General features: G+C 68.8%; 22 protein-coding genes. 17 read left to right on the forward strand and 5 right to left on the reverse strand.

Annotated features, from left to right (window positions below):
- Window positions 1-4 precede the first annotated feature (4 nt).
- Window positions 5-2,428, reverse strand: a complete 2,424-nt coding sequence (locus tag K6V06_RS18050) for an LPS-assembly protein LptD (RefSeq protein WP_370637498.1) — start codon at window positions 2,426-2,428, stop codon at window positions 5-7.
- 156 nt (window positions 2,429-2,584) lie between these two features.
- On the opposite strand from K6V06_RS18050, the gene K6V06_RS18055 reads away from it, so the two are divergent.
- The 16 genes from K6V06_RS18055 to K6V06_RS18130 all read left to right on the forward strand — a co-directional run bounded on the left by K6V06_RS18055 (window position 2,585) and on the right by K6V06_RS18130 (window position 17,997).
- Entirely contained in the window at window positions 2,585-3,619 is a 1,035-nt protein-coding gene (locus tag K6V06_RS18055; protein ID WP_222245506.1) for an aminoglycoside phosphotransferase family protein, read from the forward strand.
- The gene (locus K6V06_RS18060) at window positions 3,619-4,410 is read left to right on the forward strand and encodes an AzlC family ABC transporter permease (RefSeq protein WP_222245507.1); all 792 of its coding nucleotides are present in this window, start codon (window positions 3,619-3,621) and stop codon (window positions 4,408-4,410) included. Before K6V06_RS18055 ends, K6V06_RS18060 begins: the two co-directional genes overlap by 1 nt.
- Window positions 4,407-4,730: an AzlD domain-containing protein gene (locus tag K6V06_RS18065; protein ID WP_222245508.1), complete on the forward strand. Its 324-nt coding sequence runs from the start codon at window positions 4,407-4,409 to the stop codon at window positions 4,728-4,730. The genes K6V06_RS18060 and K6V06_RS18065 overlap by 4 nt, the downstream gene beginning before the upstream one ends.
- On the forward strand, window positions 4,727-5,455 hold the full coding sequence (gene murU, locus K6V06_RS18070; RefSeq protein ID WP_222245509.1) for an N-acetylmuramate alpha-1-phosphate uridylyltransferase MurU: 729 nt from the start codon (window positions 4,727-4,729) through the stop codon (window positions 5,453-5,455). Before K6V06_RS18065 ends, murU begins: the two co-directional genes overlap by 4 nt.
- Before the next feature lie 62 nt (window positions 5,456-5,517).
- A complete protein-coding gene (locus K6V06_RS18075) occupies window positions 5,518-6,903 on the forward strand; it encodes an aminopeptidase P N-terminal domain-containing protein (protein ID WP_222245510.1) in 1,386 nt (461 codons plus the stop codon).
- Window positions 6,900-7,448, forward strand: coding sequence for a hypothetical protein (locus tag K6V06_RS18080; protein ID WP_222245511.1), 549 nt, complete (start codon window positions 6,900-6,902; stop codon window positions 7,446-7,448). The genes K6V06_RS18075 and K6V06_RS18080 overlap by 4 nt, the downstream gene beginning before the upstream one ends.
- Window positions 7,429-8,685 carry a UbiH/UbiF/VisC/COQ6 family ubiquinone biosynthesis hydroxylase gene (locus K6V06_RS18085; protein ID WP_222245512.1) on the forward strand — a complete coding sequence of 419 codons (1,257 nt, stop codon included), beginning with the start codon at window positions 7,429-7,431 and terminating at the stop codon, window positions 8,683-8,685. The genes K6V06_RS18080 and K6V06_RS18085 overlap by 20 nt, the downstream gene beginning before the upstream one ends.
- 364 nt (window positions 8,686-9,049) lie before the next feature.
- Window positions 9,050-10,096 (forward strand): tRNA dihydrouridine synthase DusB, encoded by a 1,047-nt coding sequence (gene dusB / locus K6V06_RS18090; RefSeq protein WP_222245513.1) that lies wholly within the window; start codon window positions 9,050-9,052, stop codon window positions 10,094-10,096.
- A complete protein-coding gene (locus K6V06_RS18095; protein WP_222245514.1) occupies window positions 10,093-10,326 on the forward strand; it encodes a Fis family transcriptional regulator in 234 nt (77 codons plus the stop codon). The genes dusB and K6V06_RS18095 overlap by 4 nt, the downstream gene beginning before the upstream one ends.
- 16 nt (window positions 10,327-10,342) lie before the next feature.
- Window positions 10,343-11,917 (forward strand): bifunctional phosphoribosylaminoimidazolecarboxamide formyltransferase/IMP cyclohydrolase, encoded by a 1,575-nt coding sequence (gene purH, locus K6V06_RS18100; RefSeq protein ID WP_222245515.1) that lies wholly within the window; start codon window positions 10,343-10,345, stop codon window positions 11,915-11,917.
- A 235-nt stretch (window positions 11,918-12,152) separates the two neighbouring features.
- A complete protein-coding gene (gene ruvC, locus K6V06_RS18105) occupies window positions 12,153-12,698 on the forward strand; it encodes a crossover junction endodeoxyribonuclease RuvC (RefSeq protein ID WP_222245516.1) in 546 nt (181 codons plus the stop codon).
- Window positions 12,699-12,789: 91 nt separating this feature from the next.
- Window positions 12,790-14,007, forward strand: a complete 1,218-nt coding sequence (locus K6V06_RS18110; protein ID WP_255581938.1) for a glycerophosphodiester phosphodiesterase — start codon at window positions 12,790-12,792, stop codon at window positions 14,005-14,007.
- A 91-nt stretch (window positions 14,008-14,098) separates the two neighbouring features.
- Window positions 14,099-14,680, forward strand: a complete 582-nt coding sequence (gene ruvA, locus K6V06_RS18115) for a Holliday junction branch migration protein RuvA (RefSeq protein WP_222245517.1) — start codon at window positions 14,099-14,101, stop codon at window positions 14,678-14,680.
- 81 nt (window positions 14,681-14,761) lie between these two features.
- On the forward strand, window positions 14,762-15,835 hold the full coding sequence (gene ruvB / locus K6V06_RS18120; RefSeq protein WP_222245518.1) for a Holliday junction branch migration DNA helicase RuvB: 1,074 nt from the start codon (window positions 14,762-14,764) through the stop codon (window positions 15,833-15,835).
- Window positions 15,836-15,957: 122 nt separating this feature from the next.
- On the forward strand, window positions 15,958-17,166 hold the full coding sequence (locus K6V06_RS18125; protein WP_222245519.1) for an ankyrin repeat domain-containing protein: 1,209 nt from the start codon (window positions 15,958-15,960) through the stop codon (window positions 17,164-17,166).
- Window positions 17,167-17,262: 96 nt separating this feature from the next.
- Complete coding sequence (locus K6V06_RS18130) at window positions 17,263-17,997, forward strand: queuosine precursor transporter (RefSeq protein WP_222245520.1); 735 nt, start codon at window positions 17,263-17,265, stop codon at window positions 17,995-17,997.
- A gap of 51 nt (window positions 17,998-18,048) precedes the next feature.
- Here K6V06_RS18130 and K6V06_RS18135 read toward each other — a convergent pair whose 3' ends face one another.
- From K6V06_RS18135 to tyrS, 4 genes are read right to left on the reverse strand one after another with little or no spacing between them, the layout of a single operon-like run.
- Window positions 18,049-18,723 carry a histidine phosphatase family protein gene (locus K6V06_RS18135; protein WP_222245521.1) on the reverse strand — a complete coding sequence of 225 codons (675 nt, stop codon included), beginning with the start codon at window positions 18,721-18,723 and terminating at the stop codon, window positions 18,049-18,051.
- A 60-nt stretch (window positions 18,724-18,783) separates the two neighbouring features.
- Window positions 18,784-19,443 (reverse strand): YbhB/YbcL family Raf kinase inhibitor-like protein, encoded by a 660-nt coding sequence (locus K6V06_RS18140; protein ID WP_222245522.1) that lies wholly within the window; start codon window positions 19,441-19,443, stop codon window positions 18,784-18,786.
- Between the two features lie 34 nt (window positions 19,444-19,477).
- Window positions 19,478-19,963, reverse strand: a complete 486-nt coding sequence (gene dtd, locus K6V06_RS18145; RefSeq protein WP_222245523.1) for a D-aminoacyl-tRNA deacylase — start codon at window positions 19,961-19,963, stop codon at window positions 19,478-19,480.
- 4 nt (window positions 19,964-19,967) lie between these two features.
- The gene (gene tyrS / locus K6V06_RS18150) at window positions 19,968-21,209 is read right to left on the reverse strand and encodes a tyrosine--tRNA ligase (protein ID WP_222245524.1); all 1,242 of its coding nucleotides are present in this window, start codon (window positions 21,207-21,209) and stop codon (window positions 19,968-19,970) included.
- Window positions 21,210-21,433: 224 nt separating this feature from the next.
- Between tyrS and K6V06_RS18155 the strand changes: the two genes are divergently transcribed.
- Window positions 21,434-22,810, forward strand: a complete 1,377-nt coding sequence (locus K6V06_RS18155) for a M23 family metallopeptidase (RefSeq protein ID WP_222245525.1) — start codon at window positions 21,434-21,436, stop codon at window positions 22,808-22,810.
- The last annotated feature ends 25 nt before the right edge of the window (window positions 22,811-22,835 follow it).

Here is a 22,835-nt window from a genome sequence, read left to right on the forward strand (position 1 = left end):
TCCGTCATTCGTAATGGTCGAACTGGGTCTGGGGGATCGGTGCCGCCACGGCGGGCGTGTAGCCCGGCACGTTCAACCTCAGGATATCCAGCGGATTGGAACCGATCTTGGACAGGCCGCGGAACTCCACCTGCAGGAAAATGCGGCCGTTGTAGCCCTGCTGTGTATTGCGGAAGCGCTGGTACGCCACCCGGCCAACCCAGCAGTCGGCCGCGTACTCGAGGCCGAGCAGCGTGTCGACCAGCTCCTTGCCGTTCAGGTCATAGGCCACCCGGCCGATGCCGTAGGCATTGCGCGTGATTGGCCACTGGCTGGAGATCTCGAACTGATCGATGGCGGTATTGTCCGTCACCGTGGTCGGCCGCCGGTAGCGGTAGCCCACGTTCAGCAGCTTGCGCGCCTCCGGCCGCCAGGCGAAGGCGATGTTCGATTGCACCACGCGGTCGTTCTCGGGGTTGTACTGCACGCCGAGATTGACATAGTAGCCACGGAACATCTGGATGGTGGTGGCGGCCAGCAGGTCCGAATAGCCACGCTTGACTGCCTCGTCGCTGGCGGTGCCGAACAGCTGCACGCGCTGGCCGTCGAAATCGAAGCGCTGCGCCAGCGTGCCGCGGAAGCGCTCGATACCGGTTTCGGTTTCGATCAGGCGAGTGGTGACACCGGCCGTCAGCTTGTTGTTGTCGGCGATGCGGTCATAGCCGGTGAACGGGTTCTCGCTGAAGATCTGCCCGTAGCCGAAGTCGGACTGCACCGTGTCAAACAGCGGGAATGCGCTCTGATCGCGGAACGGCGTGTAGACGTAGAACAGGCGCGGCTCCAGCGTCTGCAGGTAGTTCACGCCGAACAGCCGGCTGATGGTCGGCGCCTCGCGCTCGAAGGTCATGCCGGTATCCAGGCTGACCGTCGGCACCGTGCGCGTCAAGGTGTTGTCGCGGCCCGGCGTATTGCTGGACGGCTCCATCTGGTACTGCGTGGCGTTGAACATCACCTTGGGCGTGACGAACCAGCCGGCGCGCACGATCGGATAGCTGATCGAGGGCTGGATGAAGACGCGCTCGCCCTGCGGCTGCTGGAACCCGTCCGTCGTCAGCGGGATGCGGAAGCGCGTGTAGTCCGCTTCCACCTGCACGTCGAAACCGCCCCAGTTGTAGCGGGTGAAGCGGCCGTTCAGCTGCGGCACCCGCTCGTACGGGGGCTGGCTTGGCGCCAGCGTCTGGAACTTCTGCACGCGCGCCAGCACGGTGAAGTCCTGCCAGTTGTAGGTGACGCCGCCTTCCTGCACGTACTGGCGCAGCGTGGACTGCGCGACGGTGCGCGTCAGGTCGTCCGGATAGCGGTCGTCCGATACCCGGTTGACGTTCAAATAGGCGTTCAGGCCGGTGGCGAGGTTCTGCGAATGCTGGATCGAGTAGAGCCAGCGGTTCGTGTTGGTCTGCTTGTCGTTGGGCAGGAACTCGCCGCGAATGCGCCCGGAATAGCCGTCGCCGATATAGCGGAAGTCGCCGCCGAGCTGCGCGCCCCGGGTGGTCAGCACGCGCGGGTACAGCGTCAGGTCGCGGTTGGGCGCGATGTTGAAGTAGTACGGCACCGTCAGGTCGACACCCGAGCGCGAGCTGTAGGCCAGCAGCGGCGCCAGCACGCCGCTGCGGCGCTCGTCGTTCAGCGGGAAGCTGACCTGCGGCGCAGCCAGGATCGGCACGTCGAAGAAGCGCAGCACCGCGCCGTGCGCCGTGCCCACCTGGCGGTCGCTGTCCAGATCGAGCTGGCGCGCGCTGAAATACCAGTCGGCGTTGTCGGGCGAGCACGTCGTGTACGACGCGCGTTGCACCTTGCTGCGGCTGGGGTCGAGGAAGTCGATGCGCTCGGCCCGTCCGGAGCCGCCGGTCTGCTGGAAGTAGTAGTCCGGCGACAGCATGTAGCCTTCATTGGCCTCGATGCGCAGCTTCGCCTCCGGTCCCACCACCAGCGCGCCGTCGCGCGCCAGCCGCACGTTGCCGACCGCGTGGGCTTCGTCGGTGTCCTGATCGTAGCTGAGCCGGTCGCCCTTGACGACCGCGCCGCCACGGCGCAGCTCGGCATTGCCCTCCAGCTCCAGGCCGCGCTCGTTGTAGCCGCGAATGCGGTCGCCGGACACGAAGGTCGGCGCATCGCCGTCGGCATCCGGCCCGGCGCTCCAGGTCGCGGGCTCGGACAGGTAGGGAATCAGTTCACCGGAGGTCGGCGGCTTGCGCGGATCGCCGGCCGGCGCGGCTTCCTGCGGCGGGGCCGCCAGCGCGGGGATCGCGGAACCGACGGCCTGCCCCTGCGCCTGCGCTCCGATGGCCCATCCGGCCATTGCCAGCACCAGCGGCCGCAGCGCGTGGGCGGGCAGGCGGGCCGGCATCCGGATTGCTGTGTTCTTCGATGATCGTGATAGTCGGGTCATGCGAGCGGTTGTCGGTCGAGCGGCGCGCCGGCTCCAGGGGAACCTCCGGCGCGCTTCCAGGCAGGGCTGTGGGGCGCGGCGGGACCCGGCAGTGGAGCCCCCGGCACCGTGTGCCGGTCGGGTATTATACGGGGCAACTTATCGACCCTTTCCGGCATGGCAGCACTTCCCACCGACCCGCGCCAGGACCAGCTCAAAGCGTGGGTGTCCGGACTCGCTCCGGCATGGTCCATCGATCCCGATTCCTGCGCCCCTGCTTCCGCGGACGCCAGCTTCCGGCGCTACTTCCGGCTGCGCAGCGCCAACCCCTCGCATCCGACCGTGATCGCGATGGACGCGCCGCCCTCGCACGAGGACTGCCGGCCCTTCCTGCATGTGGCGGGCCTGTTCGCGCAGGCCGGCGTCACCGTACCGCAGGTGCTCGCGCAGGATCTGTCGCAGGGCTTCCTGCTGCTGTCGGACCTGGGCAGTACCACTTATCTGTCGCGGCTGGACGTCACCAACGCCCGCGCGCTGTACGGCGATGCGGCGGCGGCGCTGGTCAAGCTGCAGCTGGCCACCCGCCCCGACGCCCTGCCTCCGTATGACCGGGCGCTGCTGCAGCGGGAGCTGGACCTGTTCCCCGAGTGGTACGTGCAAAAGCATCTGGGCGTGACGCTGGACGCCGGCCAGCAGGCCGACCTGGCCGAAGTCATGCAGACGCTGATCGCCAACAACCTGGCGCAGCCGCAGGTCTACGTGCACCGCGACTACCACTCGCGCAACCTGATGGTGCTCGACGGGGAAGGCAACCCCGGCATTCTCGACTTCCAGGACGCGGTGATCGGCCCGATCACCTACGATGCGGTCTCGCTGTGGCGCGACGCCTATATCGAGTGGGACGAGGAGCTGCAGCTGGACTGGCTGATCCGCTACTGGGAGCGCGCCCGCAAGGCCGGCCTGCCGGTCGCGGGCGATTTCGGCGAGTTCTACCGCGACTTCGAATGGATGGGCCTGCAGCGGCATCTGAAGGTGCTCGGCATCTTTGCCCGCCTGTACCACCGCGACGGCAAGGACGGCTACCTGGCCGACATGCCGCTGGTGCTCAAGTACGCGCGCTCGGTGGCCGGCCGCTACGGCGAGCTGCGCAAGCTGGTGCGCCTGTTCGATACGCTGGAGGGCGTGCAGCGCCCGGCCGGCTACACCTTCTGATGGCTCCCGCGGGCGGCAGCCGCAGCCGCAGCGCCGAGTGGTGGGCGGGCGTGCGCGCGCTCGCGCCGATGCTGCTCGGCGTGATGCCGTTCGGCCTGATCTACGGGGTGCTGGCAGTCGGTGCCGGCATGCCGGCGTGGCTGGCCTGCGCGATGAGCGCGATCGTCTTCGGCGGCGCCTCGCAGATGATCCTGACCCAACTGTGGGCGGCGGGCACCCCGGCGGCGGTGGTCGCGGCCACGGTGGCGATGGTCAACCTGCGGCACGCGCTGTATTCGGCGACGATGGCGCCGGCGCTGGCCCACCTGCCGGCGCGCTGGAAAGCCCTGCTTGCCTATCTGCTGACCGACGAGGCGTTTGCCGCGATGACGCGCCGGCTCGGCGAGCCGGACGCGCAAAGCCCGTATCGCCACTGGTACTTCTTCGGCGCCGGCGCTTCGCTGTGGGCCAGCTGGCAGCTGTCGACGCTGGCCGGCGTGCTGGTCGGCGCGCAGGTGCCGCGCCACTGGCCGCTCGACTTCTTCCTGCCGCTGACGTTCATCGGCATCATCGTGCCGGGGCTGCGGCATCGCGCTCATGTCGGCGCCGCGGTCACCGCCAGCGCCCTGGCGGTCGCCTGCTTCGCCATGCCGCACAAGCTGGGGCTGATGGTGGCGGCACTGGGCGGCATCGCCGTCGGCATGCTGCTGCTCGGCAGCGGCGGCGGGCGTCGGCAGGGCGCCGACGAGCGCCCCGACGCCGCGCCGCCCACCGACGAGCGCGACCGCCGCGCCGCGGAGCGTGCCGCATGAGCCCGTGGATGCTGCTCGGCGTGATGGTGGCCGCCGGTCTGGCGACCTACCTGATCCGCCTGTCCTTCATTGCCATCGAAGGCCGGCTGCGGCTGCCGCCTTGGTTTCGCACCGCGCTGCAGTTCGTGCCCGCGGCGATGCTGTCCGCGCTGATCGCCCCCGACCTGCTGATGCGCGATGGCGCGCTGGCGCTGTCGCCGGACAACACGCGCCTGCTCGCCGGCCTGCTTGCCATCGTCATCGCCGCCTGGACCCGCAGCGTGGCCTGGACCATTGCCGGCGGCATGGCTGCCCTGCTGCTGTTGGAGATGCTGTTTTGAAAGCGATGATCTTCGCCGCCGGACGCGGCGAGCGCATGCGGCCATTGACCGATACCTGCCCCAAGCCGCTGTTGCCGGTCGGCGGCAAGCCGCTGATCGTGCGCACCATCGAAGCGCTGGTGCGCGCCGGACTGACCGATATCGTCATCAATCATGCCTGGCTGGGCGCGCAGATCGAGCAGGCGCTCGGCGACGGCAGCCGCTTCGGCGCCACCATCGCCTGGTCGGCGGAAGGCGCCGAGGGGCTGGAAACCGCCGGCGGCATCGCGCGCGCCATGCCGCTGCTGCGGCCCGTGCCGGGCCGGGACGATGCCACCGGGGAGGTCTTCCTGGCGGTATCGGGCGACATCTTCTGCGATTTCGACTTCCGCACGCTGCTGCCGGTGGCCCGGCGCATGGCCGGCGCCGCGCGGCCCGGCATGCATCTGGTGATGGTGCCCAATCCCCCCTTTCATCCGCAGGGCGACTTCGCGCTGGACGACTCGGGCCGGCTGTGGCTGCCGGCCGACGCGCCGGCCGAAGGCGTGCAGACGCTGACCTTCGGCAACATCGGGCTGTACGACCTGCGCACCTTCGCCGACATCGAGCCGGGGCGCAAGATCGCCATGACGCCCTACTACCGCGCCGCCATCGCGGCCGGCCTGGCCAGCGGCGAGCGCTACGACGGCCGCTGGGAAAACGTCGGCACGCCGGCCCAGCTTGCCGCGCTCGACGCGCAGCTGTAGCGGGGCGCGCCGCCAGCGGCGTTAGAATCGGGCCATTCCCCGCAACTTGGAACGGCCCTCACATGACCGCACCAGATTCCGCACTTCTTCAGGCCTGCCGCGCACGGCGCGAGCGCGTGCTCGCGCATCTGCGCGCCGCCGGCGGCGGCGTGGCGGTGCTGCCCACCGCGCCGGAAGTCATGCGCAACCGCGACAGCGACTTTCCCTATCGCCACGACAGCTACTTCTACTACCTGAGCGCCTTCACCGAGCCCGAAGCGGTGCTGGTGCTGCTGGCCGGTCCCGCCGCGGGCCAGGACCGCAGCATCCTGTTCTGCCGCCCCAAGCACGAAGAGCGCGAGATCTGGGACGGCTATCGCTACGGCCCCGAGGCCGCGCGCGAGGCCTTCGGCTTCGACGAGGCGTTCTCGATCGAGGAGATCGACACGCGCATGCCGCAGCTGCTGGCCAACCAGCCGATGCTGTCGTACCCGCTCGCGGCCAGCGCCGAGATCGACCGCCGCGTGCGCCGCTGGCTCGATGGCGTGCGCACCCAGGGCCGCGCCGGCGTCACCGCGCCCGGCGCCGCCCAGGACATCCGCAAGCTGCTCGACGAGATGCGGCTGATCAAGGACGCGGGGGAACTGGCGCTGATGCGGCGTGCCGGCGAGATTTCCGCCAGCGCCCATGTGCGCGCCATGCAGGCGAGCCGCGCAGGCCTGCGCGAATACCATCTGGAAGCCGAGCTGCTCTACGAATTCCGTCGTCACGGTGCGCAGAGCGTGGCCTACAACTCCATCGTCGCGGCTGGGCCCAATGCCTGCGTGCTGCACTATCGCGCGGGACCGGCCGAGCTGCGCGACGGCGACCTGTGCCTGATCGACGCCGGCTGCGAGCTGGACGGCTACGCGGCGGACATCACCCGCACCTTCCCGGTGTCGGGACGCTTCTCGGCGCCGCAGCGCGAGCTGTACGACATCGTGCTGGCCGCGCAGCAGGCGGCCATCGCGCAAACCCGAGCCGGGGTGCCGTACAACGTGCCGCACGACGAGGCGGTGCGGGTGCTCGCGCAAGGCATGCTCGACACCGGGCTGCTGGACCGCAACAAGGAAGGCAGCGTCGACGACGTGATCGCCAGCGGCAGCTATCGCCGCTTCTACATGCATCGCACCGGCCACTGGCTCGGCATGGACGTGCACGACGTGGGCGAGTACCGCGTGCCCGGCCCGGCCCCGGCAGAAGGCGAGCGGCCATGGCGGCCGCTGGAGCCTGGCATGGTGGTCACCGTCGAGCCGGGCATCTATGTGCGTCCGGCCGAGGACGTGCCGGAGCATTACTGGCATATCGGCATCCGCATCGAGGACGATGCGGTGGTGACGAACGCCGAGTGCGAACTGTTGACCCGCGGCGTGCCGGTCGTCGCGGACGAAATCGAGGCGATGATGCGCGAGCGAGGCGCGGGACGATGAGTGGGTGGATTCGCAAGCTCTTTGGCCGGGCACAGGAGGCAACCGACGCACAGGCGCCGGCCCAGCCCTTTATCGTCAATCTGTTCGACGACTGCGTGGTGGTGCACCGCCCCGACGGCCAGCGCGAGGAAGTCCAGTGGCAACATCTGGCCAGCGTGGTGGTACGCGTCTCCGCGCGCGCCCCGTGGACCGGTCGCGCCTGGCTGATCCTGCCCGGCGACGTCGGCGCCGACGGACGCCAGCAGGGCTGCGTGGCGCCGTTTGACGCCATGAACTTCGACACGCTGCTCACCCGGCTGCAGGCCCTCCCCGGCTTCGACCGGGCCGCGCTGGACCAGGCGCTGGACGACGCCCGTGCCGGCAAGACCCGCGCCGATACGGTTTGCTGGGACCGCGCGCAGTCCATCGCCGCGGCGGAACAGCCCGTGGAACAGCCCACGATGCAGCACGCGGCGGCGCCGCACGCCGCCGCGCCGGCTGCACACCAGCCATTCGACCCGGCTGGTGCCATCAGGGGGACGACCGATGACAGGACCGCAAACTGACCTTGCCGCCGAGCCGGTGCTGCTGCTCGCCGACGATGGCTCGATCGATGTCGCCATCATCGGCGGGGGGCCGGTGGGCCTTGCCCTCGCTACTCGGCTGCTGCTCGCCACCCCGTGGCGGGTGGCGCTGATCGACGCGGCCACCCCGGCGCGCGCGTTGCGCGATCCGCGCTCGATCGCGCTGTCGCATGGCAGCCGCGAACTGCTGGCGCAGATCGGCGCCTGGCCCGGGGCGGTCACGCCGATCGAGACCATCCATGTGTCGCAACGCGGCAGCTTCGGCCACGTCAAGCTGCGGCACGAGGACTACGGCATCCCGGCACTGGGTTATGTGGTGCGCTACGGCGACCTGTGCGCGAGCATCGAACAGGCGCTCGCCCGTGCGGCGTCCAGCGGGCGGCTGGTGCGGGTGCAGGAGACGCGCATCGACAAGGTGGAACAGCCCGCCGGCAACGAGGCGGCGGGCATGGTGCGGCTGCATGGCACCGGCGCGGACGGCAAGCCGGTGGCGCTCGCCGCCACGCTGGCGGTGCAGGCCGAGGGCGGCCTGTTCCATGAACGGCGCACCCAGGCGGCACGGCATGGCGGCCGCAATCGCGATTACGGCCAGACCGCCATCGTCTCCCACGTACGGTGCTCCCGGCCGATGCCTGGGTGGGCCTTCGAGCGTTTCACCGCGCAGGGGCCGCTGGCGCTGCTGCCGCATGACCTGCCGGAGGCCGAAGGCGGCGCGGGCTATGCGCTGGTCTGGTGCTGCGCGCCCGACGAGGCGGCGCGGCGCCTCGCACTGCCCGAGCCGGTCTTCCTGGCGGAACTGGAGCAGACCTTCGGCCCGCGGATGGGGCGCTTTGTCTGGACCGGCAAGCGGCACGCATTCCCGCTCGGACTGCAGGCGGCCGAACTGACCGTCGAGGGCCGCGTCGTCGCCATCGGCAACGCCGCGCAGACGCTGCACCCGGTGGCCGGACAGGGCCTCAATCTCGGCCTGCGCGATGCCTTTGCGCTGGCCGACGAGCTGCGCACCGCCTGCACGCCCGCGACGCTGGCGTCGTTCGCCAGCCGCCACCGGCTCGATCGCGCGGTGACCATCGGCGTGACGGACCTGCTGCCCCGCACCTTCGGGGTCGGCGGGCCGCTGGCGGCCCATGTGCGGGGCGCCGGGCTGGCCGCGCTGGCCTGCTTCGCGCCGCTGCGCGACGCGCTGGCGCACCAGATGATCTACGGCATGCGGCGCTGACGCCGTGGCGACGGCCTGCTCTGCCGTCCGGCGCCCGGCCCCCTGCACCCCTGCCGCCGCCCGCGCAACAGCGGCCCTTGCTCATTTATTGGGCAGCGGGCCGGTTTAGCGGTAAAATCCCGCCCTCGCGCCAGGCCGGAGCTGACCGCCGGGGGCAATCGCCACCGGAAACGGCTTCCCGCCGCCGCCAGCGGTGTCCGTGGCCATTCCTGCTCGCGCGCCGCGCCAGCGATGCATCCGGCCCAGCCCTGGCTGATCCGCCTGCATTGCGCAGCCCCGAACGCCGCCGTTACCCCGACGCCACTCGCCCCAGCGGCTGCGCCGGTGTCCCGGCATTTCCGCCAACGCCAGCCGGACCGCCGCCGTGCAAATCGGACCCCATCGACTTCGCAACAACCTGTTCGTCGCGCCCATGGCCGGCGTCACCGACCGTCCGTTCCGCCAGCTGTGCAAGCGGCTGGGCGCGGGGTACGCGGTATCGGAGATGGTGGCGTCCAACGCGCAGCTGTGGAAGAGCGAGAAGACCATGCGCCGCGCCAACCATGCCGGCGAGGTCGAGCCGATCTCGGTGCAGATCGCCGGGGCCGAGCCGGGGATGATGGCCGAGGCGGCACGCTACAACGTGGACCGTGGCGCGCAGATCATCGACATCAACATGGGGTGCCCGGCCAAGAAGGTCTGCAACGTCGCGGCCGGATCGGCGCTGCTGCAGAACGAACCGCTGGTGGCCCGCATCGTCGAGGCGGTGGTGGGCGCGGTCGGCGACCGCGTGCCAGTCACGCTGAAGATCCGCACCGGCTGGGACCGCGAGCACCGCAATGCGCTGCGCGTGGCCCGCATTGCCGAGCAGTCGGGCATCAGCATGCTGACCGTGCACGGGCGCACCCGCGCCGATCTCTACCATGGCGAGGCCGAGTACGAGACCATCGCCGCGGTGAAGGCGGCCGCGTCGATCCCGGTGGTCGCCAACGGCGACATCGACTCGCCGCAGAAGGCGCGCCATGTGCTGGCCGTGACTGGCGCCGACGCCATCATGATCGGCCGCGCGGCGCAGGGACGCCCCTGGCTGTTTCGCGAGATCGAACATTTCCTGGCGACGGGCGGCCTGCTGCCGCCGCCCGAGGTGGCGGAGATCCGCGCCATCATGAACGAGCATCTCGAGGACCATTACGCCTTCTACGGCGAATTCACCGGCGTGCGCACCGCGCGCAAGCACATTGCCTGGTACACGCGCGGCCTGAAGGGCGCGAACCTGTTCCGGCACCGGATGAACACGCTGGAGAGCACCGCCGAGCAGCTCGCCGCGGTCAATGCGTTCTTCGACGAACAGGCGGCGCTGTCCGACCGGCTGGTCTACGACCAGACCGACGAGGCGCAACAGAACACCAACAAGGAGCTGCTGGCAGCATGAGCCGCAACGCCATCGACCAATGCATCCGGGACAGCCTGAGCGCGTATTTCCGGGACCTGGACGGCGAGCAGCCGTCCAATATGTACGACATGGTGCTGGAGGCCGTCGAGCGGCCGCTGCTGGAAACGGTCATGGCGCGTACCGACCGCAACCAGTCGCTGGCCGCCGCCTACCTTGGCATCAATCGCAATACGCTGCGCAAGAAGCTGCAGCAACACGGTTTACTTTGAAGCGTCCCTCCCCACCATGATCAAGCAAGCTCTCCTCTCCGTTTCCGACAAGACCGGCATCGTCGACTTTGCGCGCGAACTGCATGCGCTCGGCGTGACGCTGCTGTCCACCGGCGGCACCGCCAGGCTGCTGGCCGAAGCTGGCCTGCCGGTGACCGAAGTGGCCGACTACACCGGCTTCCCGGAAATGCTCGACGGCCGCGTCAAGACGCTGCATCCCAAGGTGCACGGCGGCATCCTCGCGCGCCGCGACCTGCCCGAGCACATGGAAGCACTGGCCCGTCACGACATTCCGACCATCGACCTGCTGGTGGTGAACCTGTATCCGTTCCAGCAGACCGTCGCCAAGGATGACTGCACGCTGGCCGACGCCATCGAGAACATCGATATCGGCGGCCCGACCATGCTGCGCTCGGCGGCGAAGAACCACCGGGACGTGACCGTGGTGGTCGATCCCGCCGACTACGCCGTGGTGCTGGACGAGATGCGCGCCAACGGCAATGCGGTCGGCTACGACACCAATTTCCGCCTGGCGACCAAGGTGTTCGCCCACACCGCGCAGTACGACGGCGCGATCACCAACTACCTGACCAGCCTGGGCAGCGACAAGTCGCACCAGGGCCGCAGCGCCTATCCGCAAACGCTGAACCTGGCCTTCGAGCAGGTGCAGCAGATGCGCTACGGCGAGAACCCGCACCAGTCGGCGGCGTTCTATCGCGACCTGAAGCGTGTGGACGGTGCCCTCGCCAACTACGTGCAGCTGCAGGGCAAGGAACTGTCGTACAACAACATCGCGGACGCGGATGCGGCGTGGGAGTGCGTCAAGTCCTTCTCCGCGGCGGACGGCGCGGCGTGCGTCATCATCAAGCACGCCAACCCCTGTGGCGTGGCGCTCGGCGCCAATGCGCTGGAAGCCTATGACAAGGCGTTCAAGACCGATTCGACCTCGGCCTTCGGCGGCATCATTGCCTTCAACGTCGAGCTCGACGGCGCGGCGGCGCAGGCCGTGGCAAAGCAGTTCGTCGAGGTGCTGATCGCGCCGTCGTTCACGGCGCAGGCGCGCGAAGTGTTCGCCGCCAAGCAGAACGTGCGGCTGCTGGAAATCCCGCTGGGCAACGGCGTCAACCAGTTCGACTTCAAGCGCGTCGGCGGCGGCCTGCTGGTGCAGAGCCCCGACGCCAAGAACGTGCAGCCGGGCGAGCTGCGCGTGGTGACCAAGCGTCATCCGACGCCCGGGGAGATGAGCGACCTGATGTTCGCCTGGCGCGTGGCCAAGTTCGTCAAGTCCAATGCCATCGTGTTCTGCGGCGGCGGCATGACGCTTGGCGTCGGCGCCGGCCAGATGAGCCGCGTGGATTCGGCGCGCATCGCCAGCATCAAGGCCCAGAATGCCGGTCTCACCCTGGCCGGCTCGGCGGTGGCCTCGGATGCGTTCTTCCCGTTCCGCGACGGCCTGGACGTGGTGGTCGATGCCGGCGCAACCTGCGTGATCCAGCCCGGCGGCTCGGTGCGCGACGATGAAGTCATCGCGGCAGCCGACGAGCGCAATATCGCGATGGTGCTAACCGGCACCCGGCACTTCCGGCATTGAGCGCCGCGGCGGCAGCGTCCGAGACGCCAGCTGCCAGGCCGGTTTGCTCCCCTCGCCCGCTTGCGGGAGAGGGGCCGAGGGAGAGGGCAGGCGGCGGTGGCCATGCCGCGCGGTCGGCAGACCAACCCCTCTCCCCGGCCCTCTACCCTTGAAGGGGAGAGGGAGGAAACCGGCAGCCCACCCACCGCTGCGCGTTTCCGCCTACACTAGCCCATCCCCGGGCCCAACCTTCCCCATGCGCATTCTCGGCATCGACCCCGGCCTTCGCACCACCGGCTTCGGCGTGGTCGAAAAGCACGGCAACCGTCTGGCCTATGTCGCCTCCGGCACCATCCGCAGCGACGGCAATGGCAGCCTGCCCGAGCGCCTGAAGACCCTGTACGACGGCATCGCCGAGGTCACGCGCACCTATGCCCCCGATTGCGCCGCGATCGAGAAGGTCTTCGTCAACGTCAATCCGCAATCGACGCTGCTGCTGGGCCAGGCGCGCGGTGCGGCGATCTGCGGCCTGGTCGGCCACGGGCTGCCGGTGTTCGAATACACCGCGCTGCAGCTGAAGGTGGCAGTGGTCGGCTATGGCCGCGCCACCAAGACCCAGGTGCAGGAGATGGTCACGCGGCTGCTGGCCCTGCCCGGCCAGCCCGGACCCGATGCGGCCGATGCCCTGGGCGTGGCGATCTGCCATGCCAACGGCGGCGATACGCTGAGCACGCTCAGCGGGCTGGCGCCCGAACTGGCGCGCAAGGGCATCCGCCTGCGCCGTGGCCGGCTGGTCGGCTAGGCCCCTGCCGGTCTGTCCCTCGACCGCTGCACGGTGACGAAGACGTCACCGGCTCGCTTACAATCGGGTCAGATCCGCTACTGGAGCCCCGATGTCCCGCACTCCCTCGATCCGGTCCGGCATGCGCCGGCGTCTTTTCCTGCTGCCCGGCGCCTGTGTTGCCGCGCTGCTGACCAGCTGCGCGATGGTGGGCCAGCAGCCGGCCCCGCCCGCACCTGCAGCGGAACCGGCCGCGACGGCGCCGGTTCCGGCGAAGCCGAAGGCCCTGGTGATTGGCCACCGCGGCGCCAGCGCGCTGCGCCCCGAACATACGCTGGCGGCCTACGCCAAGGCGATCGAGGATGGCGCCGACCTGATCGAGCCCGATGTGGTGATGACCCGCGACGGGGTGCTGGTCGCGCGCCACGAGAACGAAATCGGCGGCACCACCAACGTCTCGGCGCTGAAGCAGTTCGCCAGCCGCAAGCGCATCAAGGTAATCGACGGCAAGCGGCTGGAAGGCTGGTTCACCGAGGACTTCACGCTGGCCGAACTGAAGACGCTGCGGGCACGCGAGCGCATTCCCACGCTGCGCCCGTCCAACACCGAATACGACGACCGCCTCGAGATCCCGACCCTGGATGAGGTGCTGCGCCTGGCCGCCGACGCCTCGAAGCGCAGCGGCCGCACCGTGGGCGTCTACATCGAGACCAAGCACTCGAGCTACTTCCGCGGCATCGGCCTGCCGCTGGAGGAGGCGCTGCTGCGCGCGCTGCGTGCCAATGTGCATGCGCGCCAGGCACCGGTGTACCTGCAGTCCTTCGAAACCGCCAACCTGCGCATGCTGCGCCAGCAGATCGGCAAGTCGATGCCCAACGTCAAGCTGGTGCAGCTGATCGGCGGCGCCCGCAGCAAACCCGCCGACTGGGTGCTCGCCGGCGATACGCGCACCTACGCGGACATGGTGACGCCGCTGGGGCTGCGCGAGGTCGCCACCTACGCCGACGGCATCGGCCCCGAGCGCGGCCATGTGCTGCCGCGCAACGCGGCCGGTGCGATCGGCAAGCCGACCGCGCTGGTGGCCAATGCGCATGCGGCCGGGCTGGTGGTGCACCCCTACACGCTGCGGCCGGAAAACGCCTTCCTGCCGAAGAACCTGCGCGGCCCCGGCCCGGAGGACAAGCGCCACCCCGCCGGCATGATCGCCGAAGCGCGCGCGCTGCTCGACGCCGGCGTGGACGGCTTCTTCACCGACGATCCCGCGCTGGGACGGCGCGCGGTGGACGGCGCGGCAGCCAGCGGCAAGGGGGCGAGCAGCGCCGCGCGTTGAGCCCGTCGGGCCGCCCCCGCTGGGCTACACTGCGGCCCTTGCGAACTTCAATCGGCCGTGCCCCTCGCGGGCGCGGCCTTCCTGCGCGAACATGATCGGACGTATTGCCGGCACCCTCATCGAGAAGAATCCTCCGCACCTGCTGGTCGACTGCCACGGCGTGGGCTACGAGGTGGACGTGCCGATGAGCACCTTCTACAACCTGCCCGCGGTCGGCCAGCCGGTCACGCTGCTCACGCAGATGATCGTGCGCGAGGACGCGCACCTGCTGTTCGGCTTCGGTACCGCGACCGAGCGCAACACGTTCCGCGAGCTGATCAAGATCACCGGCATCGGCGCGCGCATGGCGCTGGCCGTGCTGTCCGGCCTGTCGGTGACGGAGCTGGCCCAGGCGGTGACGCTGCAGGAAGCCGGCCGGCTCACGCGCATCCCGGGCATCGGCAAGAAGACCGCCGAGCGCCTGCTGCTCGAACTGAAGGGCAAGCTGGGAGCCGAGCTCGATCTGCCGGCCGGCGCCGCACATCCGCACGACAGCGCGGCGGACATCCTCAACGCCCTGCTCGCGCTCGGCTACTCGGAGAAGGAAGCGGCCGCCGCCACGCGCCAGGTGCCTGCCGGCACCGGCGTCTCGGAAGGCATCAAGCTGGCCCTGAAGGCGCTCTCCAAGGGCTGAGCGCCGCTGCGGCGCGGTTCCCCCTGACCCGCCCGCGGCGGCCGGTCGGCTACAATCGAGGCAGTCTTTTGCCCCTGCCTCATGATCGAAACCGACAAGCTCGTCCCACACCGCCCGGAGCGCAACGACCGGGTCATCGCCGCCACGCCGGCCTCCAGCAGCGAGGAGGCCTTCGAACGCGCGCTGCGGCCACGCCTGCTGGACGAATACGTCGGTCAGCAGAAGGTGCGCGACCAGCTCGACATCTTCATGCATGCGGCGCGCAACCGCCGCGAGGCGCTGGACCATGTGCTGCTGTTCGGCCCGCCGGGCCTGGGCAAGACCACGCTGGCCCATATCATCGCCCGGGAGATGGGCGTGAGCCTGCGCCAGACCTCGGGCCCGGTGCTGGAGCGCCCCGGCGACCTGGCGGCGCTGCTGACCAACCTGGAAGCCAACGACGTACTGTTCATCGACGAGATCCACCGGCTTTCGCCGGTCGTCGAGGAAATCCTGTACCCCGCGCTGGAGGACTACCAGATCGACATCATGATCGGCGAAGGCCCGGCGGCACGCTCGGTCAAGCTCGATCTGCAACCGTTCACGCTGGTCGGCGCCACCACGCGCGCCGGCATGCTGACCAACCCGCTGCGCGACCGCTTCGGCATCGTGGCCCGGCTCGAGTTCTACAGCGCCGAGGAACTGGCCCGTATCGTCACGCGCTCAGCGCAGCTGCTGCACGCCCGCATCGATCCCCAGGGGGCGCTGGAGATTGCCCGCCGCTCGCGCGGCACGCCGCGCATCGCCAATCGCCTGCTGCGGCGTGTGCGCGACTACGCCGAGGTCAAGGGCGACGGCAACATTACGCGCGAGATCGCCGACGCCGCACTGGCAATGCTGGATGTAGACCGGGTCGGCTTCGACCTGATGGACCGCAAGCTGCTCGAGGCCATCCTGCACAAGTTCTCGGGCGGACCGGTCGGCGTCGACAACCTCGCCGCCGCCATCGGCGAGGAGCGCGATACCATCGAGGACGTACTGGAGCCCTATCTGATCCAGCAGGGCTATCTGCAACGCACCCCGCGCGGCCGGGTGGCCACCGCGCTGGCATACCGGCATTTCGGCCTGGCGGCCCCGGGCGGGATGCAGGGGAGCATTCTTCCGGACGAAGGCTGAAGCTCGCCATGCCGGTGCGCATGCCGGGGCGGTTCAGGAACGGTGCTCCCGCGCAATATTGCTAAAGGCGCGCGCGCATGGGCGGACAAAATCGGACCTTCCCCTATTCCGGAGTCCGCAACATGTTCGTGCATCAAGCCGGTACCCCCGCCCCGCAAGCCCCCATCAATGGCCGCAATTGCGGACCGGAACTGATCGCTGCCGTGCGGGAGGGGCGGCGCCATGACATCGAGCGGCTGCTTCATCAGTCCCCGGCCAGCGTGCAGTACCAGGACAACCACCTGAATACGGCCCTGCATCACGCGATCCTCGAGGGCCGCAGCTACGGCACGATCAAGCTGCTGCTGGGAAGCAATGCCAATCCCGGCGTCCGTAACGCGGACGGCGATACCTGCATGCACCTCGCTTTCGCACGCCGCCCCGTCTTGGGACAACTGCCAATCCTGCTGCTCGCCGGCACATGGAACGAGGAAGGGCTGGGCCTGGGCGCCATCGAACTGGAAAACCGCAGGGGCAAGACCGCGATCGACGAGGCGCGTGACTGCCGCGGCCAGGTGTTCCCGGGCTACATGGAAGCGGTGATGATGACCGAGGCAAGGCTGCGCGAAAGGAAGCGGGCGCTGACCGGCCAGCTTCGGCAAGCGATCCGGACCGATGACCCCTGTGCCGCGCGGGCAGCAATGGCACGGCTGCACTGGCCTTTCGACCTGCCCGTTGGCGAGAACGGCGACGTCCCGCTGATGGAGGCGGTCCGCCTGGGCGCGGACCGGGTTGCGGCCTGCCTGATCGGCGCCGCGAAAGAGGCGGGCGTGGCGACTCGCGTGCTCAATCGCAAGGATCGAAGCGGAGAATCGACGCCGCTGGCGTGGGCAGTACGCGCGGGCAGGGAAGAACTCGTGGAAGCGCTGCTGATCAACGGTGCGGCACCGAACGTCGTCGTGGTGGACGGCTACACCGCCCTGCACATTGCCGTACAGGAAAAGCACGCGAAGATCGTCCAGCTGCTGTTGAACTACGGCGCCGATCCCAACGTGCACGCTTCGTCGGAGCGCAATACCCCGCTGATCCTCGCTACAAAAGGGGCATTGACCGACATTGCGCAACAGTTGCTCGACCACGGCGCGAGGACCGATGCCAAGGACACGCACGGCTGCGATGCCACCGTCTATGCGGCGCAAGGGGGCCACATCAAACTCGCGTTCAAGCTGAGCCGAGCGCAACAGCTGGACGTCGAGGATCCGGCTGCCGCTTCGCAGGACGAGCGCAAGCCGCGCGGCTTCCGCCACCCGCCACGCCGGGCAGCGTTCCTGGCGTGCTGCGCGATCGTATAGGGTGCACCGGTCGACGCCCCCTCCCATGCGCCTGGCACGGGCAAGGCGCGCCCCTCGTCGCGCTGGCATAATCCGCCGAAACTCTCAGGGAACCTCATGTCCGAGCCTTCGGTAGCCGGCGCGTCCTCCGGACACGTCGGGCGCGTCTATCGCTACTACGACCTGGTGATGGTCGCCTTCGTCACCGTGCTGCTGTGTTCCAACCTGATCGGCGCGGCCAAGGCGGCGCAGGTCGACGTGCCCTGGGTGGGTCCCGTCACCTTTGGCGCCGCGGTGCTGTTCTTCCCCATCTCGTATGTGTTCAGCGACGTACTGACCGAGGTCTACGGCTACGGCCGTGACCGGCGCGTGGTGTGGGCCGGCTTTGCCGCGCTGGCCTTCGCGACGCTGATGAGCGTGGTGGTGCTCGGCATGCCGGTCGCGCCCTTCATGGCCGACTATCAGAAGAGCCTCGAGGACGTATTTGGCAACACCTGGCGCATTGCACTCGGTTCGCTGCTGGCTTTTTGCTGCGGCAGCTTCACCAACAGCTACGTGCTGGCGCGAATGAAGATCTGGACGCGCGGGCGCTGGCTATGGACGCGCACCATCGGTTCGACCATGGCCGGCGAGCTGGTCGACTCGTCGCTGTTCTATGTGATCGCGTTCTACGGCATCTGGCCGCTCGAACAGGTGGTGCAGGTGGCGGTTGCGCAGTACGTGATCAAGACCGGCTGGGAGGTCGTGATGACGCCGCTGACCTATCGCGTGGTGGCCTTCCTCAAGCGCGCCGAGAACGAGGACTGGTACGACCACAACACCGACTTCAATCCGTTCCGGCTGCGGGTATGACGGGACCAGGGGGCGGCAACGCCGCCCCTTCGCCCCGGCAGGGTCGCGGGTTCAGGGCACGCGCCGATCGACCTCGTCCAGTGTCACGGCCTGCAGATGGGAAACGTCCGCCCACTGGGAAACCGTCAGCCGCTGGCCATCGCAACGCAGCCGGTTGATGCCGGCATTGAGCAGCGCGTGCTCGCGCGGCGCCTCCAGCGTCATGCCGGTGGCCTCCCGGTAGAGGCAGTCGAGCACGCCGCCGTGCGTCACCAGCGCGATGCGCTCGCCGGGATGGCGGCGCACCAGCGCCAGCACCGCCTCGACCGCGCGCTCGTGAAAGCCGTGCAGCGATTCGCCCTGCTCCGGTGCCCAGCCTGGCACCCGTGCCTGCCAGCAGGCGAAGTCCTCGGCGCGGCGCTCGGCCACCTCCGCGTACGTCATCCCTTCCAGCACGCCATAGCAGCGCTCGCGCAGCCGCGGCTCGGCGCGCACCGTCAGCCCGGTCAGTTGCGCCAGGGGCGCGGCGGTCTGCATCGTCCGCGACAGGTCGCTCGCATAGATCGCATCGATCGGCTCGCCGGCCAGCGTGTCGGCCAGCGCCCCGGCCTGCGCCTGCCCCAGCGCGTTCAGCGGGATATCGAGCTGGCCCTGCAGCCGGCGCTCGCGGTTCCAGGCCGTTTCGCCGTGTCGGATCACGATCAGATGGGTGATGGCCAGCGACTGCGGCCCGGGCGTTGACATCATGCCGATTCCTTGCGCGCGCCGGGTGCGCGCCCTGTTGCGTTGTTGTGTGGTCCGGCTTGATCAGCCGGCCTGGGCGGCAACCAGCCGCGGATTCAACGTGTAGGTGCCAGTCACGCTCGCCTGGGCCAGCACATGGCCCTGCATCGCGTCACGGACCTGCTGGCCGGTGAACTTGCCTTCGATCGGCAGCCGGTCGATATCCAGCGCATACACGGTGAAGACGTAGTGGTGGATGATCGAGTCGTTCCACGGCGGGCAGGGGCCGTCGTAGCCGTAGTAGTCCCCGCCCATGTCCTTGTCGCCGGCGAACCAGCTGGTGTAGTCGTTGATGCCATGGCGCAGCCCGCCCGCCGCGGCGGTGCCGCCGGTTGCTTCCGGCCCCGGCTTGCCTCGGGCGATCACGCCATCGCTGTGCGAGCCGGCCGAAATGGTGGTCAGGCCGGGCGGCAGGTCGATCAGCACCCAATGGAAGAAGTCCACGCGCGGCAGGTCGGCCGGCACCTCGCGGCCTTCCTGGTTGACGTCGTCGCCGCGGCTTGGCACGTCGCGGTCGTGGCAGATCAGCACGAACGAACGGGTCTCCTCCGGGGCGCCCTCCCAATGCAGATCGGGATTGCGGTTCGCAGACAGCGCGACGTGGTTCGCTGCGTCCGGCACGGCGAAGGCGAATTCGCCCGGAATCGGCGCCATGTCGGCGAAGGCATTGGTCCAGAGTTTCATGCTTGGCTCCTTGCGCTGTTGGGTTTCTGTTACTTCAGGCGGCCCCGCGCTCGCGTCCGGCCGCGGGAGGCACCCGCAGCCAGAACGTGACAGGACCGTCATTGACAAGGCTGACCTGCATCATCGCGCCGAATTCCCCGGTCTGCACCACAGGATGCGTCTGGCGGGCGCGGGTGACGAAGTGGTCGTACAGGCGGCGGCCCGTCTCCGGGTCGGCCGCGGGCGTGAAGCTGGGACGCGTGCCGCTGTTGGTGTCCGCCGCCAGCGTGAACTGCGACACCAGCAGCAGACCGCCTGCGGTGCCGTTGCCGTCGATGTCGCGCACCGGCAGGTTCATCCTGCCATTGGCGTCGCTGAACACCCGGTAGCCGAGCAGCCTGGCCAGCAGACGCTCCGCCTCGGCCTCGCTGTCGCCGCGCTCGGCACAGACCAGCGCCAGCAGCCCGGCGCCGATCTCGCCGGTGACGCGCTCGCCGACGGTGACACTGGCGCGCGCCACGCGCTGGATCAGGGCGATCATCGGCTCAGCTCAGTGTGACGCGGGCGAAACGGCGCTTGCCCACCTGCACCACGTACGTTCCAGCCTCGACCTTCAGACCCTTGTCGCTGATGACAGTGCCGTCGATGCGCACGCCGCCCTGGTCGATATTGCGGTTCGCCTCGGATGTCGAGGGCGCCAGGTTGGCCTGCTTGAGCAGTTGCCCGATCGCCAGCGGCGCGCCGGTCAGCGCCACCTCCGGGATCTCGTCGGGCACGCCGCCACGGGCGCGATGGTTGAAGTCCTCCAGCGCCTTCTCGGCGGCCTGGGCATTGTGGAAACGCGTGACGATCTCCTGCGCCAGCAGTACCTTGCAATCGCGGGGGTTGCGGCCCAATCCCACTTCCTGCTTCATCAGGTCGATCTCCGACATCGGGCGGAACGACAGCAGCTCGAAGTAGCGCCACATCAGGTCGTCCGAGATGCTCATCAGCTTGCCGAACATCTCGCTGGCCGGTTCGGTCACGCCGATATAGTTGCCCTTGGACTTGGACATCTTCTCCACGCCGTCCAGGCCGACCAGCAGCGGCATGGTAAGGATGCATTGCGGTTCCTGGCCGTATTCCTTCTGCAGCTCGCGCCCGACCAGCAGGTTGAACTTCTGGTCGGTGCCGCCCATTTCGAGATCGGCCTTCAGCGCGACGGAATCGTAGCCCTGCATCAACGGGTAAAGGAACTCATGGACCGAAATCGGAATCCCAGACCGGTAGCGTTTGGTGAAGTCGTCGCGCTCCATCATCCGGGCGACGGTGTACTTCGCCGCCAGCTGGATCATGCCGCGCGCGCCCAGGGGATCGCACCACTCCGAGTTGTAGCGGATCTCGGTGCGGGAAGGGTCGAGCACCAGGCTGGCCTGCTGGTAATAGGTCTGCGCGTTGAGCTCGATCTGCTCGCGCGTCAGCGGCGGCCGGGTCGCATTGCGGCCGGACGGGTCGCCGATGGTCGAGGTGAAGTCGCCGATCAGGAAGATGACCTGGTGACCCAGGTCCTGCAGCTGCCGAAGCTTGTTCAGCACGACAGTGTGGCCGATATGGATGTCCGGTGCGGTGGGGTCCAGTCCCAGCTTGATCCGCAGCGGCGTACCGGTGGCCTCGCTGCGCGCGAGCTTCTGCAGCCATTCGGATTCGATCAGCAGTTCGTCGCAGCCGCGCTTGGTCACTTCCAGCGCGTGCAGCACGGACGGAGTCAGGGGGTAGGAGTTCGGGGCGCCGGAGGAACCTTCAGTCATGACGTAAGTCTTTGAAATACATGATTATTCTGGCAGACACCAGCGCAGTGTCTGATATAATCCGCCAGTTCGGCCCGGCAGGATGCGCTCCGCCAGGCTTCTCGAAGATGAAACCGCCATTGTAGGCGGCAAACAAGACAGCCCGCGCCGCACCTCGGGGGAGGAAGGCAGACGCAGCAGATCGTCGCGGTAGCGGAGCCCGAACCAAGGTTGAATTTTACGTGATGTGGTCCAGACTCCGCGAAGTTTTCGCGCGTGAGCTCGTGGTGCTCGTCGATCCGACCCATGCCCTGCATGCGCGCCGCCGCAAGCAGCTGACGGCATCGGTCGCGACGGTGTTCACGCTTGGCATGGCTGCCGCCATGGGCGTGGCGCCGAGCACGGCCTACGACGATCCCGACGCCCCCCGCGTGCTCGAAAGCATGCGCCTGCCCGATTTGCGCGATCAGCTCGACCAGCTGACCGATACCAGCGCCACCTACGTCCGCCAGGAACGCATGCAGCGCGGCGACACCATCGCCGCCCTGCTCAAGCGCCTCGGCGTGGACGATCCCGACGCACAGGAATTCATCCGCAAGAACTCCACCGCGCGCGGCCTGTTCAAGCTCGAGCCCGGCCAGACCGTGCAGGCGGAGATCGACCAGAGCAACCTGCTGGTCTCGCTGCAGGCGAACCTGGGCGGCGACGTTTCCTCCTCGCGGGAGCTGGTGATCGAACGCGTCGGCGACGTGACCAACCCTCGCTTCAAGGCGCGCGTGCAGACCGTCGACAACGAGCTGCACTACCAGATGGGTTCGGGCGTGATCGGCCCCGGCGGCTTCTTCAAGGCGATGGACGCGGCCAACGTGCCGGACGACGTGGTCGAGCAGATGATCTCGATCTTCTCCGGCGTGATCGACTTTCACCATGACATCGTCAAGGGCGACCGCTTCCGCATCGTCTACGAGTCCGGTTATCGCGACGGCGCCTTCGTGCGCAACGGCCGCGTGGTGGCGATCGAGCTGATCAACCGCGGCCAGCTGCACCAGGCGCTGTGGTACTCGGCGAACGGCAGCAACGGCGCCTACTACACCTTCGATGGGCGCAGCATGAAGCGGCCCTTCCTGCGCTCTCCGGTCGAGTTCTCGCGGATGTCGTCGGGTTTCGGCCTGCGCAACCATCCGCTGCACCATGAGTGGTCCCAGCACAAGGGCGTCGACTTTGCCGCGCCGACCGGCACCAAGGTGTTCGCCACCGGCGACGGGGAAGTCCAGTTCCTGGGCCGTCAGAACGGCTACGGCAACATCATCGTGCTGCGCCATCACAACGGCTACTCGACCTATTACGCACACCTGTCGCGCTTTGCCACCATCAAGCAGGGCCAGCAGGTGTCGCAGGGCCAGCTGATCGGCTATGTCGGCTCGACGGGCTGGGCAACCGGTCCGCACCTGCACTACGAGTTCCGCCACAACGACGTGCCGCAGAACCCGCTGTCGATCACGCTGATGGAGTCGCCGGCGCTGACCGGTCGCGCCCGCCAGCAGTTCCTCAGCTACAGCGGCGAGCTGATGAGCCGGATCAACGCGCTGCGCACCTACAACGTCGCCTCCAACGGCAACTGACGCGGCCGGACACCGGCCCGCGCAC

Origin of the sequence: Cupriavidus sp. AU9028 (genome assembly GCF_019795295.1) — a bacterium.
Classification (GTDB): domain Bacteria; phylum Pseudomonadota; class Gammaproteobacteria; order Burkholderiales; family Burkholderiaceae; genus Cupriavidus.